Source organism: Neotabrizicola sp. VNH66, assembly GCF_049445895.1.
Lineage (GTDB): Bacteria > Pseudomonadota > Alphaproteobacteria > Rhodobacterales > Rhodobacteraceae > Pseudogemmobacter.
Genome location: NZ_JBMSDW010000020.1, coordinates 1 through 14004, shown reverse-complemented (window position 1 = coordinate 14004; position 14004 = coordinate 1). Strand labels below are relative to the sequence as shown.

Sequence of the window (14004 nt, the reverse complement as noted above, 5' to 3'; positions counted from 1 at the left end):
TCAGCCTTGCGGTGCAAGCCATTGTTGGAACGCCTCTTTCGCGCGGTCCGTATAGGCCTTGTAGCGGTCCTTGCGGCCCCTGCGCCCGCCCTTGGCGTCAATCGGCGGGAACAGCCCGAAATTCACATTCATCGGCTGGAACGTCTTTGCCTCGGCCCCGCCGGTGATATGGGTGATCAGCGCGCCGGTGGCCGTTTCCGGCGGCGGCGGCGGCAGATCGCGGCCAAGAATTTCCGCCGCCGCCATCCGCCCGGCCAGTAGGCCCATGGCGGCGGATTCCACATAGCCCTCAACTCCGGTGATCTGCCCGGCGAAGCGGATGTTCGGCCGGGATTTCAGCCGCATCCGGTTGTCCAGCAGTGTGGGCGAGTTGATGAAGGTGTTGCGGTGGATGCCGCCCAACCGGGCAAAGCTGGCACTCTCCAGCCCCGGAATCATCCGGAAAACAGAGGTTTGCGCGCCGTATTTCATCTTTGTCTGGAAGCCGACGATATTATACAGCGTGCCAAGCGCATTGTCGCGGCGCAGTTGCACCACGGCATAGGGCTTTTCCGGGCGGTGCGGGTTGGTCAGGCCGACCGGCTTCATCGGGCCAAAGCGCAGGGTCTCGCGCCCGCGTTCGGCCATCACCTCGATGGGCAGGCAGCCATCGAAATAGCCCGCGGTCTCACCCTCATGGAATTCGGTCTTTTCGGCGGCCAGCAGCGCGTCGATGAAGGCCTCATATTGCGCGCGGTCCATCGGGCAGTTGAGATAGGCCTTCTGCTCCTCCTCCGTCTCGCCCTTGTCATAGCGCGACTGGCGCCAGGCCACTGACATATCCACGCTTTCGGCATAGACGATGGGGGCGATGGCGTCGAAGAAGGCCAGGCTCTCGGCCCCGGTCTCGGCCTGAATGGCCTGCGCCAGCGCGCCGGAGGTCAGCGGGCCCGTGGCGATGATCCACTGGCCCGAGGCGGGGAGTTCGGTGATCTCTCCCGCTTCCACGGTGATCAGCGGATGGCTGCGAAGGCGTTCGGTGACCGCCTCGGAGAACGGGTCGCGGTCGACGGCCAGCGCGCCACCCGCGGGCAGCCGGTGGCGTTCGGCCATCTCCATCACGATACCGCCCGCCGCCCGCATCTCCCAATGGAGAAGGCCCACGGCGTTCCGCTCGTGATCGTCCGAGCGGAAGGAGTTCGAACAGACCATCTCGGCCAGATTGCCGGTGCGATGCGCGAAGGTGCCCACATGGGGGCGCATTTCATGCAGGACGACCGGCACGCCCAGCTGTGCCGCGGCCCATGCGGCCTCGGACCCGGCCATGCCGCCGCCGATGATGTGAAGCTTTTCCATATCCGCGATGTAGCCCCCCCGCGGCACCCCCGCAAGGGAGGGACCTCATGGCGTCCGTGACGGCCGTGCGGTGCGCGGCGAAGCCGTTCAGGATGGCACTGCGGAACTGGAATTCCGCGAGCTGACGATCGAAACCCCGGGCCATGAGGCGCTGCCCCGTCTGCATGATGGCAGCCACGCCGTCGCACTCACGACGGTAGGCTGTGCGTGATCTTCTTTGCGTCGGACTGATCCATGACCATGTCCGTTACCCGCCCAGGAACCCGCCCAAGGTCGTGTGGGTTGTTTGATGACCAATCTCAGGGGATTCGCATGGCGCGCATCGCGATCGTCGGAACCGGGCCCACGGGCATCTACAGCTTTTTCAACCTCATTCAGGCCGACCCTTCGCATCACATCACGCTGTTCGAACGTGGCGAGAAGGCGGGCATCGGTCTGCCCTATTCACCCGAGGCGGCCAGCAAATCCATGCTGGCGAATATCGCAAGCATCGAGATCCCGCCCATCGACGCCACCTATCTGGACTGGCTGAAGGATCAGCCGGATGCAAAGCTGCGCGCCTACGGCGTTGACCCAGCAGAATTGGATGACCGCCAGTTCACACCGCGGCTGCTGCTGGGAGAGTACTTCCGCGACCAGCTGCTGTCTTTGCTGGACTGTCACCGCGCCGGCGCCGAGGTGTTCGAGAATACCGAGGTCACCGATGTCATCGCGCGCGACGATGCTTTGGTCCTGCGCGCGGACGGTCGCGAGTTCGGCCCGTTTGACCGTGTGATCCTGGCCACCGGGCACGCCTTTCCCGATGCGGATGAAGCCACTCGCAGCTATTTCCCCAGCCCGTGGTCCGGTCTGATCCAGGCAGAGGTTCCCCCCGTGGCCGTCGGGATCATGGGCACGTCACTCAGTTCCATCGACGCGGCCATGGCGGTGGCAAACCAGCACGGCCGGTTTCACCGAAAGGGCGGGGAGCTGACCTTCATGCCCACGACAGAGGGTCTGCACCTGACCCTGATGTCATGGACCGGCGTGCTGCCCGAGGCCGATTTCTGGTGCCCGATTCCCTACGAACCGCTGAAGGTAATGACCGATGACGCGGTGGCGCATTGTGCCGCGCAGGCCGACCCGCTGGACCGGGTGTTCGCCCTGTTGCAACAGGAGATCGCGCAAGCCGATCCTGCCTATGCCGCCCGCATCGGCCTGGCCAGGCTGACTGCCGATACCTTTGCCGATGCCTATTTCGCGGCACGCGAGGCGCAGGATCCCTTCCGCTGGGCCCGCAAGAACCTGGAGGAGGTTGAACACAACAAGGCGCATCAGATCACCGTGCCCTGGCGCTATGCGCTGTTGCGGATGCATGAGAAGGTGGAAACTCTGGTGCCGCATCTGGGCGATGCGGATCGCAAGCGGTTCGACGACGGGCTGAAAAAGGTCTTTGTCGACAACTACGCTGCCGTGCCCTCTGAATCCATCCGACGTCTCCTGGCGCTGCGGGATGCTGGCCTGTTGTCCGTTCTGGCCCTTGGCGAGGGTTATAAGCTGAAGCGAGAGCCCGACCGCACGGTGATCCGCGCCAAGGGAAAGACGCATGTGTTTCCGGTGTTCATCGACGCGCGCGGCCAGAAACCGATGGAGAGCAAGGACATGCCCTTCCCGAGCCTGCGCCGCGCGCTGATCGGATCGGGGCAGGACATTCCCGAGCTGGACGGTGACTTCACCCTCGTCGGCGTTCCGGGCTACGACCAGCATCTGCACCTGGCCGCGATCCCCTACCTGATGCATGATCGGCCCTTCGTGCAGGGCATCACCGCCAGCGCAGAAATCGGCGCGGCAATTGCCCGCGGGATTTCTAAGGCGGTGGGCGACAGTGCGCCCCGAGAATGATGCCGGTGCCCGCAGCGCTTCGTTCCGGGCAATTGCGCCGGCGGTGACGGTCTTCCATGGCTTCGCGGTCCTGCGCCGCGGGGGGAGGGCATGAACGCCATTGGTCCGAGAGAATGCCCGACGCAGCATGCGCGCCGCGTCCCGCGATCGCGCGCCGCATGTTCGCCGATCTCTGGGCGCATCGCGCGCAGCAGGCCGAGACGCAAGCCAAGGCGATGACCGTGCAACTGGTGAAGGTGGAAAGCAGGTGGCGCAACTTTTGGAACGCATCCTCGATGCGTCCCTACCCAGTGTGATCGCTGCCTATGAAAAGAAAATCAGCAGACTGGAAGACGAGAAGCTGCTGATCCGGGAAAAGATGGCTACGGCCACGCGCCCGGCATCGAGTTTAGACAAGACACCTAGAACGGCGCTCGACTTCCTCGCAAACCCTTGGAAACTCTGGAAGTCGGATCGTCTGGAGGACAAGCAGACCGTCCTCAAACTCGCCTTCGCCGACCGTCCGCGCCACACCCGTAAACGCGGCTTTAGAACGGCGGATTTATCCATGCCGTTCAAAATCTTAACCCAGGTTTCAGGTGCTAAAAGTTTAGTGGCGGAGGGGATGGGCCTGAAAGACAACCTTCTCCAGTGTAAGCTATTGTTTTTATTTACTCTCTATATCTGCGTTCCCGCATGGCTGATCTGCAACTACCGGCACGGGGGATTGATCACGGTGGGGGAGCCGAAGTCCGGGAATCTCAGTCGCGGCGGGAAACCTCCTCCTGGTATCCGCGCTCCCGCTCCGGCCAGGTGCTCTTGATGTAGGCGAGGACAGCCCGGATCTCCGCATCGCTCAGGACATCGGCAAAGCCGGGCATGTCGCTCTCGTAGCCACCGCCCACGACGGCGGCCGTGCCTTCCCTTACGATGCGGAGCAGGACCTCGTCGGCGTGGTGCCATGTGTGGCCGCTCTCATCATGCGGTGGTGCAGGCAGCCGGCCGGAGGGAAGCGGCGAGCGCCAGTCGGGCTGTCCCTTCAAATCGGCGCCGTGGCAGGAGGCACATTGGTCGGCATAAACCTGCCGGCCCTGTTCGATGAATTCTGCAGATGAGGCCGTGGTGGATGCAGTGCGGGACTGATGCCATCCAACGAGGATCGCCAGGACCAGGCCTCCGATGAGGAAACCGATCCACAGAATATTACGGAGTTCTTTTCGCATGGGTTGCACGACTACTGGTGAGGAATTTCAATTGGCCTACATGCCGAGCATGAATTTCTGCCAGAGGCGCGACGCCGCGGGCAATGGACATTCCTGTGACCAGCGCCTACCTTTCCGGCATGCTCTCGCGCCTCGTCACCATGCTTGCCGTACTCGCGATCGCCGTCATGACGACGGTGACGGCTGGGCACGCCGCGCTTCTGGGCGCGGAGCCGGATCACGCGGTGCATGTCAGCAAGACGATGCAGGTCGATGCCGGCCATCCAGAACCCTGCGACGGTGAACGGCACTGTGGATCAGGTGATGTCGCGAGCTGTGAGCTGCTTTGCGCCGGTGTATCGGTCTTCCTGACCTCGCCGAACGAGGGCTCTGGCGGCGATTGCGCGTCTGCCGGCCATGACCTGCCGGCTGCTGAAAATCTCGCCAGCCGGGCCCCCGGACTGAACGAGCGACCTCCCAAGCTCCGTCTCCTCTGATCGCGCGTCCGGGCTCAGGCCCGCGGCGTCTTGTCGGTTTTGATGAACGGGACAGGCTGTCCCGAGGAGACGACCATGAATACCCTTTCACGACGCGGCTTTCTGGCCGCTGGCGCAGCCATGCTGGCCTATGCGCATCTGCCCCGCATCGCGGCGGCGCAGGGCACCGCCCCGCTGTCCCTGCACGCCGCCAGCCGGGTGCTGGACATTGACGGTCGCGCCGCCACGGTCTGGGGTCTGGCCGGGCCGGCCGGACAGGGGCTGACGCTCGATCCCGGCGCGCGGTTCCGCGTGGACCTGCGCAATGACCTCGACGTGAGCACCATCATCCACTGGCACGGCCAGATTCCGCCCAACGCACAGGACGGCGTGCCCGACCTGCCGCTGCCGATGCTCGCCCCGGGCGAGACCCGCGCCTATGATTTTGCGCCGCTGCCCGGCACCTACTGGATGCACAGCCATGTGCCGATGCAGGAGATGCGCTTGCTGGCAGCGCCGCTGATCGTGCGCAGCCCCGAGGATGTCACCGCCGACCGGCAAGAGGTGGTGCTGTTCCTGCACGATTTCTCGTTCAAGGCGCCCGAGGAGGTGATGGCCGAGATCCTTGGCGGCCACGGGGCTGCGGGTGGTCACGCAAGCGGCCACGGCGCGGGCATGGGCCAGGGCGCGATGGGAAACATGCCAATGGGCGGCATGGCAGGCATGGATCATGGTGCCATGGGTGGCATGATGGGAATGGGTGCCATGGACCTGAACGACTACGACTGGGATGCCTACCTAGCCAACGACCGCACGCTGTCGGACCCCGAGGTGGTGCAGGTCGAGCGCGGCGGGCGCATCCGTCTGCGGGTGATCAATGCCGCCGCAGCGACGGTGTTCTGGATCGACACCGGGGCCGCACCGGCGCGTCTGGTGGCGGCCGATGGCCATGCGGTTCGGCCGCTTTCTGGCACGCGCTTCGGCTTGGCCATGGGCCAGCGGCTCGATCTCGAGATTGAGCTGCCGCAGGAGGGCGGCGCCTGGCCGATCCTCGCGCAGCGGGAGGGCGCGCGCGAGCGCACCGGCCTGATCCTTGCCACGCCGGGCGCCGAAATCCGGCGCCTCGACCCCATGGCCGAAGCCGAGGCACCCGCCTTCGACACCGACCTTGCGCAGGAGTCGCGCCTGAACGCCGCAGACGCCCTGTCGGATCGGCCGGTGGAGCGCAGCCACATGGTGATGCTGGGCGGCTCGATGCAGCCCTATCTCTGGACGATCAACGGCGCCGTCTGGGGCCAGCATCGCCCGGTGACCGCGCAGAGCGGCGAGCGGGTCGTGCTGTCCTTCCACAACATGTCGATGATGGGCCACCCGATGCATCTGCACGGGCATGTGTTCCAGGTCGTCGGGCTGAACGGCCGTGCGGTCCGCGGCGCGCGGCGGGACACGGTGTATGTGCCGCCGATGTCGATGGTCGATGTCGCGCTCGACGCCGGCGAAGCCGCGCGCTGGATGCTGCACTGCCACCACATGCCGCATCTCGAGACCGGCATGATGACCGAATTCGCGGTCAGCGCATAATCGCGCGATCGCCGAGACCAAGACGCCGAGGAGGCATGAACATGACCAACAAGACTGAACACGATCATCAGCACCACGATCATTCGGCCCACGGACATGCGCAGGGTCACACGCATGACGACGCGACCGCCGCGCCGGACAATGCCCATAAGGTCAAGGACCCGGTCTGCGGTATGATGGTCGATCCCCACACGACCCAGCACAAGGCCGAGCATGCCGGCCCGCCGTATTACTTCTGCTCGGCGGGCTGCCGTGCGAAATTCCTGGCCGATCCCGAGCGCTATCTCGATCCGGCCATAGCGGCGGCGAAGGCCGAGCCGGTGCCTGAGGGGACGACCTACACCTGCCCGATGCATCCCGAGATCCGGCAGATCGGTCCCGGGTCATGCCCGATCTGCGGCATGGCGCTGGAGCCGGTGCTGGTCAGCCTCGATGATGGGCCCAACGAGGAACTGATCGACATGACGCGCCGGTTCCGCATCGGGCTGGCGCTGGCGATCCCGGTGGTGATCCTCGAAATGGGCGGCCACTTCCTCGGGTTGAACCACTATGTCGGTCAGCGGACCTCGAACTGGCTGCAGCTGATCCTGGCAACGCCGGTCGTTCTCTGGGCGGGCTGGCCGTTCTTCGTGCGCGGCTGGCAGTCACTGGTCAACCGCAGCCTCAACATGTTCACGCTGATTGCCATGGGCACGGGGACGGCCTGGATCTACAGCGTCGTGGCTACACTTGCGCCCGGCATCTTCCCGGATGCGTTCCGGCAGCCGGACGGCTCGGTGGCGGTCTATTTCGAGGCGGCGGCGGTCATCACCGTCCTTGTCCTGCTCGGCCAGGTGCTGGAGCTGCGGGCGCGCGAGAGCACCAGTGGCGCGATCCGCGCGCTATTGGACCTCGCGCCCAAGACCGCCCGGATCATCCGTGACGACGGCACCGAGGAGGAGGTGCAACTCGACACCGTCCATGTCGGCGACCACCTGCGGGTGCGGCCCGGTGAGAAGGTGCCGGTCGATGGCGAGGTGCTGGAGGGCCGCAGCGCCGTCGATGAATCGATGGTCACGGGCGAATCCATGCCGGTGACCAAGGAGGTCGGCTCCAAGGCCATCGGTGGCACCATGAACCAGTCCGGCGCGCTGGTGATCGAAGCCCGCAAGGTCGGGCGCGACACCATGCTGTCGCAGATCGTCCAGCTTGTCGCCGAGGCGCAACGCAGCCGCGCGCCGATCCAGCGGCTCGCCGATCAGGTGTCTGGCTGGTTCGTGCCGACGGTGATCCTGGTCGCGGTCCTTGCCTTCGTCGCTTGGTCGATCTGGGGGCCAGAGCCGCGCTTCTCCTTCGGTCTGATCGCGGCGGTCTCGGTCCTGATCATCGCCTGCCCCTGTGCGCTGGGGCTGGCCACGCCGATGTCGATCATGGTCGGCGTCGGGCGCGGCGCACAGGCGGGTGTGCTGATCAAGAACGCTGAGGCGCTGGAACACATGGAAAAGGTCGACACGATCATCGTCGACAAGACCGGGACGCTGACCGAGGGGCGGCCCGCCGTCACCGCCATCGTTCCGGCTGCGGGCTTCACCGAGGACGAGGCGCTGCGGCTTGCCGCCAGCGTCGAACGGGCGAGCGAGCATCCGCTGGCGCTCGCGATCGTGCGCGCGGCGGAAGAGCGCGGGATCGCGACCGCGCCGATCGTGGACTTCGACTCGCCGACCGGCAAGGGCGCATTCGGCACTGTCGACGGCAAGCGCATCTCCCTCGGCAACGCCAAATTCCTCGCTGAGCAGGGTGTCGATGTTGCGCCCTTGGACGATGCGGCCGACCGGCTGCGCGCGGACGGGGCAACCGCGATCTTCATGGGCATCGATGGCCAGGTGGCGGCGATCTTCGCCATCGCCGATCCGGTCAAGCCCTCGACCCCCGAGGCGCTGGCGGCGCTGAAGGCGCAGGGCATCCGCGTGGTGATGCTGACCGGCGACAACTGGACCACGGCGAAGGCAGTCGCCCGCCAGCTTGGCATCGACGAGGTCGAGGCGGAAGTCCTGCCCGATGAGAAAAGCGCGGTCGTGCAGCGGCACAAGGCAGCGGGCGAGGTGGTGGCGATGGCGGGCGACGGCGTCAACGACGCGCCCGCGCTGGCCGCAGCGGACGTCGGCATCGCCATGGGCACCGGCACCGATGTGGCGATGGAAAGCGCGGGCGTCACGCTGCTGAAGGGCGACCTCAACGGGATCGTCCGGGCGCGCAAGCTGTCGGAAGCCGTCATGGGCAACATCCGCCAGAACCTGTTCTTCGCCTTCATCTACAACGCGCTCGGCGTGCCGGTGGCGGCCGGGGTGCTCTACCCGTTCTTTGGCCTACTGCTGTCGCCAATCATCGCCGCTGCTGCCATGGCGCTGTCCTCGGTCAGTGTCATCGCCAATGCCGCGCGGCTGCGGAGGGTGAAGCTGTGACGATCGGCGGCACCCGCTCACTCCTTCATGCGTCGTGTCCAGACCGGGACGGCGAGACAACGCAATCCATGAAACGAGGCTCAAAGATGAGAAACGATCACCCCGTCACCCGCCGCGCCATTCTGGCGGCGGCCGGCGCGCTCCCCCTGCTGATGTCCACGCTCGGGCGGGGGCATGCCGAAACCCTGCCGCTGGTCAGCATTACCAAGGACCCGTCTTGCGGCTGCTGCGACGGTTGGGCCGCGCATATCGAGGCCGCAGGGTTCCCGGTGCGGGTCGTGGAATCCGCCGATATGGGCAGCCTCAAGCAGCGGCTCGGGGTGCCGGCGGAACTGGCGTCCTGCCACACCGCCGAGGTGGGGGGCTATGTGGTCGAGGGCCATGTGCCCGCCGCCGCGATCCGCCGCCTGCTGGCCGAGCGGCCGGACGCGACGGGGCTGGCCGTTCCCGGAATGCCCGCCGGCTCGCCCGGCATGGATTTCCCCGGTGTCGCGCCGGAGCCGTATGAAGTGTTCCTGTTCGGCCCGACCACCCGCAGCTTTGGCCGCTTCCTCGGCCCGCGGGAAATCTGACACGGGACTGCCGACATGGCCGCCCGGCTCGCCAATGACCCGAAACAGCACCCGACCGAGGCGGCTTGCCTCTGCCGGCAGGGCTGTCTCGCGGCGTCGGGTGGCGCACGACATGAACGCGACTGCTGGCTGACCCGGCGTGCCAGCGGGAAGGAAGGTGGCGCGTGACCGCGCGGGCGCGAGCTGCTTTCCGGGCAGGATGCGCCCGATTGCGACAATTTGCGGTCTGCATCCTGCTGCTGGCCATTGTCCGTCGTCAGAACATTTGGCGCAGATTGGGGCGCAGATTAGCGGAGTGTGGGCCTCGTCTGGGGATTGATGTCAGGCGGCGATCTTGCGGTGCTGCAAGCGCCGATGTTCGATGGCCTGTCGCTTGATCCTTTTGCGCTGTTTGATGATGGCCGGAGCCCTGCCGAAGCAGGCATCGGCGGGCGTCACATTGTTCAGGCTCTCGTGATAGCGCTGGTGATTATAGTGCTCGACGAAGGCCTTGATCCGGGCCTCGAGGTCGCCGGGCAGGAAGTAGTTTTCCAGCAGGATGTAGTTCTTCAGGGTCTGGTGCCAGCGCGCGATCTTGCCCTGGGTCTGGAGATGCATCGGGGTGCCACGCACATGGCGCATCTCGTTGGCCTCGATGTATTCTGCCAGTTCGCCGGGGATGTAGCTGGGGCGTTGTCGCTGAGCAGCCTGGGTTTGTGCAGCACCGTGGCGCTGTCGCAGCCGGACGCTGCGAGAGCAAGGTCCAGCGTCTCGGTCACGTCCTCGGCCCGCATTGTGGTGCACAGCTTCCAGGCGATGATGTAGCGCGAGAAGTCGTCGAGCACGGTCGACAGATACATCCAGCCCCAGCCTATGATCCTGAAGTAGGTGAAGTGGGTCTGCCACATCTCGTTCGGTCGGCTGGTCTTGGTGTGGAACGCATCGGCCGCCTTGATCACGACATAGGCCGGGCTGGTGATCAGGTCATGGGCCTTGAGCAGACGGTAGACCGTGGCTTCGGACACAAAGTATTGGCGTTCATGGGTAAATCGCACCGCCAGCTCGCGCGGGGACAGCTCGGACTGCTCCAGCGCCATGTCGACGATCTGGTCCTGGATATTCTCGCCGATGCGGTTCCACACCCGGCACGGCGCTGACGGCCGATCCGTCAGCGCTTCCGGCCCGCCTGCGAGGTAACGATTGCCCCCCGTCACCCATGATGAGAAGATTTCTGACCGCTTCGACTGGCTGGTCCATCTGCGCGATGGCCGACTGGCCGACGCTTGACCCCGGAGGATGCCGTGACCGCGAGACCCCGTACCCTATCCATCGCCGCCGCCGTCGCAGTGATCTTCGGGCTGCTGACCATCGTTTCCGGTGGCCGCGCGCTGTTCGGCGGCGTCGACATGGGCGCAGTGTTGCCATTCGTGCTGTGGTTCAACTTCCTTGCCGGGTTCGCCTATGTTCTGGCTGGAATCGGCCTGTGGCGCGGCGCGGGCTGGGCACCGATGCTGTCGCTGGGCATCGCGCTGGCGACAGTGGCGGTCTTTGCCGCCTTTCTGTGGCATGTGGTCTCGGGGGGCGCATGGGAGGCGCGCACCATGGGCGCGATGATCCTGCGCAGCAGCATCTGGATCGCGATTGCCGCACTTGCCTTTCGCGGCCGCCGCACCCACTAATCAAGGCATGAATCCAAGCCAGCCCGCGACAACGGCCCCATGCCGCAGTCGTGCCAGCCAGGACCCTGACATGACCAAAGCCTCTTCCATCGACCTGTCCATGGCCCTTTCGCTGGCCACCGTGCTGGGCCTCGCAATGGCGGCTGCCGGGCGGTGGCTGCCGGGCGTGGCATGGGCACCCGTCGAACTTCCGGGTCTGGTGCTTGCCTATCTGGCGGGCGGCCTGCCGACCGGCTGGCGCGCGCTTTCCACCCTGTGGCGCGAGCGGGTGCTGGACATCGACCTGCTGATGATCGCCGCCGCCATTGCCGCCGCAATCGTCGGCGCCCCGTTCGAGGGCGCGGTGCTGCTGACGCTGTTCAGCATCTCGACCACGCTGGAGGAGCGCGCGCTTGGCCGCGCCCGCCGCGCCATCGAGGCGCTGATGGCGCTGCGCCCCGAAACCGCCTTGCGCAAGACCGCCAACGGCACCGTCGAGGAGGTTCCCGCCGAGGTGCTGGCCGTCGGCGATGTGGTGGTGCTGCGCCCCGGTGCCCGGGTGCCCAGTGATGGCGTGGTCGTCACCGGGCGCGGCGGCATCGACGAGGCCAATATCACCGGCGAATCCATGCCCGTGTCAAAAGAGGCCGGTGCGCAGGTGTTCGAGGCCACGATCAATCTGGACGGTGTGCTGGAGGTTTCGATCTCCCGCCCGGTCGGCGACAGCACCATCGCCCGCATGATCCGGCTGGTGACCGAGGCGCAGGCCGCCCGCGCGCCCTCCGAGCGGTTCAGCGAATGGTTCGGACAACGCTATACGGTCGCGGTGCTGGCGGGTGCGGTGCTCGCCTTTGCCGCGTTCTGGTGGCTGGGCAGCGGTTGGGAACTGGCGCTTTACCGCGCCGCCACGCTGCTGGTCGCCGCCAGCCCCTGCGCCATCGTCATTTCCGTCCCCGCCGCGATCCTGTCGGCCCTTTCGGCGGCGGCGCGGGGCGGTGTTCTGTTCAAGGGCGGCGGCGCGCTGGAGACGCTGGCCGAGGTCGATACCTTCGCCTTCGACAAGACCGGCACCCTGACCACCGGCCGCGCCGAGGTGACGGAAATCGTCGCTTTGGATGGCGACGAGGCCGGGTTCCTGTCGCTGCTGGCGGGGCTGGAGGCGCACTCCGAGCATCATATCGCCGCCGCGATCCGCCGTGAGGTCGCCAGCCGCGGGCTTGATCCGGCGCAGGTGGCCGATGTGAACGCCCGGCCTGGCATCGGCATCGAAGGGTCCGATGCACTTGGCCCGGTTTGGGCGGGCAATGCCTATCTTGTCGAGGACATGAAGGCCGCAACGGATCACCCCGCGTTGCAGGCGCTGGCGGATGGCGCCAATACGGTCGTCTATCTGGGTCGCGGCGCCACCGTGCTGGGTGCCGTCAGCGTGGCGGATGAGGCACGGGCCAGTTCCGCCGGGGCGATCACGGCCCTGCGCGACAGTGGTGTCCACCGCATCGTCATGATGACCGGAGATCGCAGGCCGGTGGCGCTGCGCATCGGCGCTAGCCTTGGGCTGAAGCCGGACGAGATCCATGCTGGGATGCTGCCGCAGGACAAGGTGCGTGAAGTCGGCGAACTGGCCGCAACCGGCCGCGTCGCCTTTGTCGGCGACGGCGTGAACGACGCCGCGGCGCTGGCCCGCGCCGATGTCGGCATCGCCATGGGCGCGGCCGGGTCCGAGGTGGCGCTTCAGGCCGCCGATGTGGCGCTGCTGTCCGAGGATATGGAGCGGCTTGCGGATGCGCACCGCCTGTCGCGCCAAACCTCAAGGGTGATCCGGCAGAACCTGACCTTCGCCATCGGCGCCATGGTGGTTCTGGTCATCGGCGGGCTGTTCTTCGATCTGCCGTTGCCGCTGGTGGTGATTGGTCATGAAGGCGGCACCGTGCTGGTGGTGCTGAACGGGCTGCGGTTGCTGTCGGACCCGATCCGCCGGCCAAAGGCGTCTGTTGCCGGACAGGCGCTGACGGGTGTCGCGCAGCCCGCCTGACCCGTGGGGATGCGCTCACCCCCGAAAGGCACGCTGATGGGGGAAATCGCCCTTTTCCAGATAGGCTTCCTCCTCGGGTGTCGAGTTTCGGCCGAGGATGGCGTTGCGGTGCGGGTGGCGGCCAAAGCTGGCAATGACGCGGCGCACCTTGCCGGCCTGATCGACCAGCGAGGCATAAAGCGGGCGCAAGGGCGCGGGCACGCGCGCGGCAATGTCGCGGCGGAGCGCGATCAAGCGGTCGATGCGGGTCAGATGATCCGGCCCTTCGGCGTGACCCAAGGGCTGGGTGAAGGCGATCTGGAACCATGGCAGGCCAAGCGCCGCCCAGTCACCGTTTTCCAACCCTTCCAGCGCCTGCGCCAATGCCGCCGGGTCTTGCGCCCAGGCCCGCTTGCTGCCCCGCCACAGCGAGCGCGGGAACTGGTCCAGCACCACGATCAGCGCCAGCCTGCCCTCGGGCGCCTCTGCCCAATGATCCAGCGCCCCCGCCGCGCCGCGTTCGGTCAGCGGGCCAAAGCGCGCCGCAATCGCACTGTCCGCGCTGCCATGCATCCGCCAGCGCCATAGCTCGGCATGGCGGTCGGGGTCGATATCCAGAGCGCGGCCCTCGGGGAACCAGAAATCCAGAACCGCGCGGATTTCCCCGGCATCGGTGTTGTCGGTCATGTCATCCCCCAATGAAAACGCCCCCGCGCCATGGGCACGGGAGCGGATTTCCCAATGCGGTGCAAGCGCCTATGCTGTTGATTTCCACTGAGAAGTGACCCGGGTTTTCCATCGAGATTTGACCCACCTCTGATTATGGATTTCGGTTCAGTTTTGGGTCAAGGGCGGGTTTCACTCCTTCTTTTTTCGGGCTGTTGCGGCT

Annotated in this window: 12 protein-coding genes and 2 pseudogenes; 9 read left to right on the top strand and 5 right to left on the bottom strand. The window is 66.2% G+C overall.

Going from position 1 to position 14004, the window contains the following annotated elements; all coding sequences use genetic code 11:
- Positions 1-1335, bottom strand: a complete 1335-nt coding sequence (gene trmFO, locus ACO2Q5_RS20335; protein WP_423294454.1) for a methylenetetrahydrofolate--tRNA-(uracil(54)-C(5))-methyltransferase (FADH(2)-oxidizing) TrmFO — start codon at positions 1333-1335, stop codon at positions 1-3.
- 70 nt (positions 1336-1405) lie between these two features.
- Between trmFO and ACO2Q5_RS20330 the strand changes: the two genes are divergently transcribed.
- Both ACO2Q5_RS20330 and ACO2Q5_RS20325 read left to right on the top strand, forming a co-directional pair.
- On the top strand, positions 1406-1546 hold the full coding sequence (locus tag ACO2Q5_RS20330; protein WP_423294452.1) for a hypothetical protein: 141 nt from the start codon (positions 1406-1408) through the stop codon (positions 1544-1546).
- 101 nt (positions 1547-1647) lie between these two features.
- Positions 1648-3216 (top strand): FAD-NAD(P)-binding protein, encoded by a 1569-nt coding sequence (locus ACO2Q5_RS20325; RefSeq protein WP_423294450.1) that lies wholly within the window; start codon positions 1648-1650, stop codon positions 3214-3216.
- Here the strand turns inward: ACO2Q5_RS20325 and ACO2Q5_RS20320 are convergent.
- Positions 3196-3315, bottom strand: a pseudogene (locus ACO2Q5_RS20320) (IS5/IS1182 family transposase); the annotation flags it as partial. The gene ACO2Q5_RS20325 and the pseudogene ACO2Q5_RS20320 sit on opposite strands and share 21 nt — an antisense overlap.
- Positions 3316-3343: 28 nt before the next feature.
- Here ACO2Q5_RS20320 and ACO2Q5_RS20315 point away from each other — a divergent pair.
- A complete protein-coding gene (locus ACO2Q5_RS20315) occupies positions 3344-4018 on the top strand; it encodes a hypothetical protein (RefSeq protein ID WP_423294448.1) in 675 nt (224 codons plus the stop codon).
- Here the strand turns inward: ACO2Q5_RS20315 and ACO2Q5_RS20310 are convergent.
- On the bottom strand, positions 3957-4418 hold the full coding sequence (locus ACO2Q5_RS20310; protein ID WP_423294446.1) for a c-type cytochrome: 462 nt from the start codon (positions 4416-4418) through the stop codon (positions 3957-3959). The genes ACO2Q5_RS20315 and ACO2Q5_RS20310 overlap by 62 nt on opposite strands.
- A 95-nt stretch (positions 4419-4513) precedes the next feature.
- Between ACO2Q5_RS20310 and ACO2Q5_RS20305 the strand changes: the two genes are divergently transcribed.
- The 4 genes from ACO2Q5_RS20305 to ACO2Q5_RS20290 all read left to right on the top strand — a co-directional run bounded on the left by ACO2Q5_RS20305 (position 4514) and on the right by ACO2Q5_RS20290 (position 9467).
- The gene (locus tag ACO2Q5_RS20305; RefSeq protein ID WP_423294444.1) at positions 4514-4894 is read left to right on the top strand and encodes a hypothetical protein; all 381 of its coding nucleotides are present in this window, start codon (positions 4514-4516) and stop codon (positions 4892-4894) included.
- Positions 4895-4969: 75 nt separating this feature from the next.
- Complete coding sequence (locus tag ACO2Q5_RS20300) at positions 4970-6454, top strand: multicopper oxidase family protein (RefSeq protein WP_423294442.1); 1485 nt, start codon at positions 4970-4972, stop codon at positions 6452-6454.
- Between the two features lie 41 nt (positions 6455-6495).
- Positions 6496-8895, top strand: coding sequence for a heavy metal translocating P-type ATPase (locus tag ACO2Q5_RS20295; protein WP_423294440.1), 2400 nt, complete (start codon positions 6496-6498; stop codon positions 8893-8895).
- Positions 8896-8981: 86 nt separating this feature from the next.
- Positions 8982-9467 carry a DUF411 domain-containing protein gene (locus tag ACO2Q5_RS20290; RefSeq protein WP_423294438.1) on the top strand — a complete coding sequence of 162 codons (486 nt, stop codon included), beginning with the start codon at positions 8982-8984 and terminating at the stop codon, positions 9465-9467.
- 321 nt (positions 9468-9788) lie between these two features.
- On the opposite strand, the pseudogene ACO2Q5_RS20285 reads toward ACO2Q5_RS20290, so the two are convergent.
- A pseudogene (locus tag ACO2Q5_RS20285) lies at positions 9789-10648 on the bottom strand (DDE-type integrase/transposase/recombinase); the annotation flags it as partial.
- A gap of 99 nt (positions 10649-10747) precedes the next feature.
- On the opposite strand from ACO2Q5_RS20285, the gene ACO2Q5_RS20280 reads away from it, so the two are divergent.
- Both ACO2Q5_RS20280 and ACO2Q5_RS20275 read left to right on the top strand, forming a co-directional pair.
- On the top strand, positions 10748-11125 hold the full coding sequence (locus tag ACO2Q5_RS20280; RefSeq protein WP_423294436.1) for a hypothetical protein: 378 nt from the start codon (positions 10748-10750) through the stop codon (positions 11123-11125).
- Positions 11126-11195: 70 nt separating this feature from the next.
- Entirely contained in the window at positions 11196-13136 is a 1941-nt protein-coding gene (locus ACO2Q5_RS20275) for a heavy metal translocating P-type ATPase (RefSeq protein ID WP_423294434.1), read from the top strand.
- A 15-nt stretch (positions 13137-13151) separates the two neighbouring features.
- Here ACO2Q5_RS20275 and ACO2Q5_RS20270 read toward each other — a convergent pair whose 3' ends face one another.
- Positions 13152-13802, bottom strand: coding sequence for a DUF924 family protein (locus ACO2Q5_RS20270; RefSeq protein WP_423294432.1), 651 nt, complete (start codon positions 13800-13802; stop codon positions 13152-13154).
- Between the last annotated feature and the right edge of the window lie 202 nt (positions 13803-14004).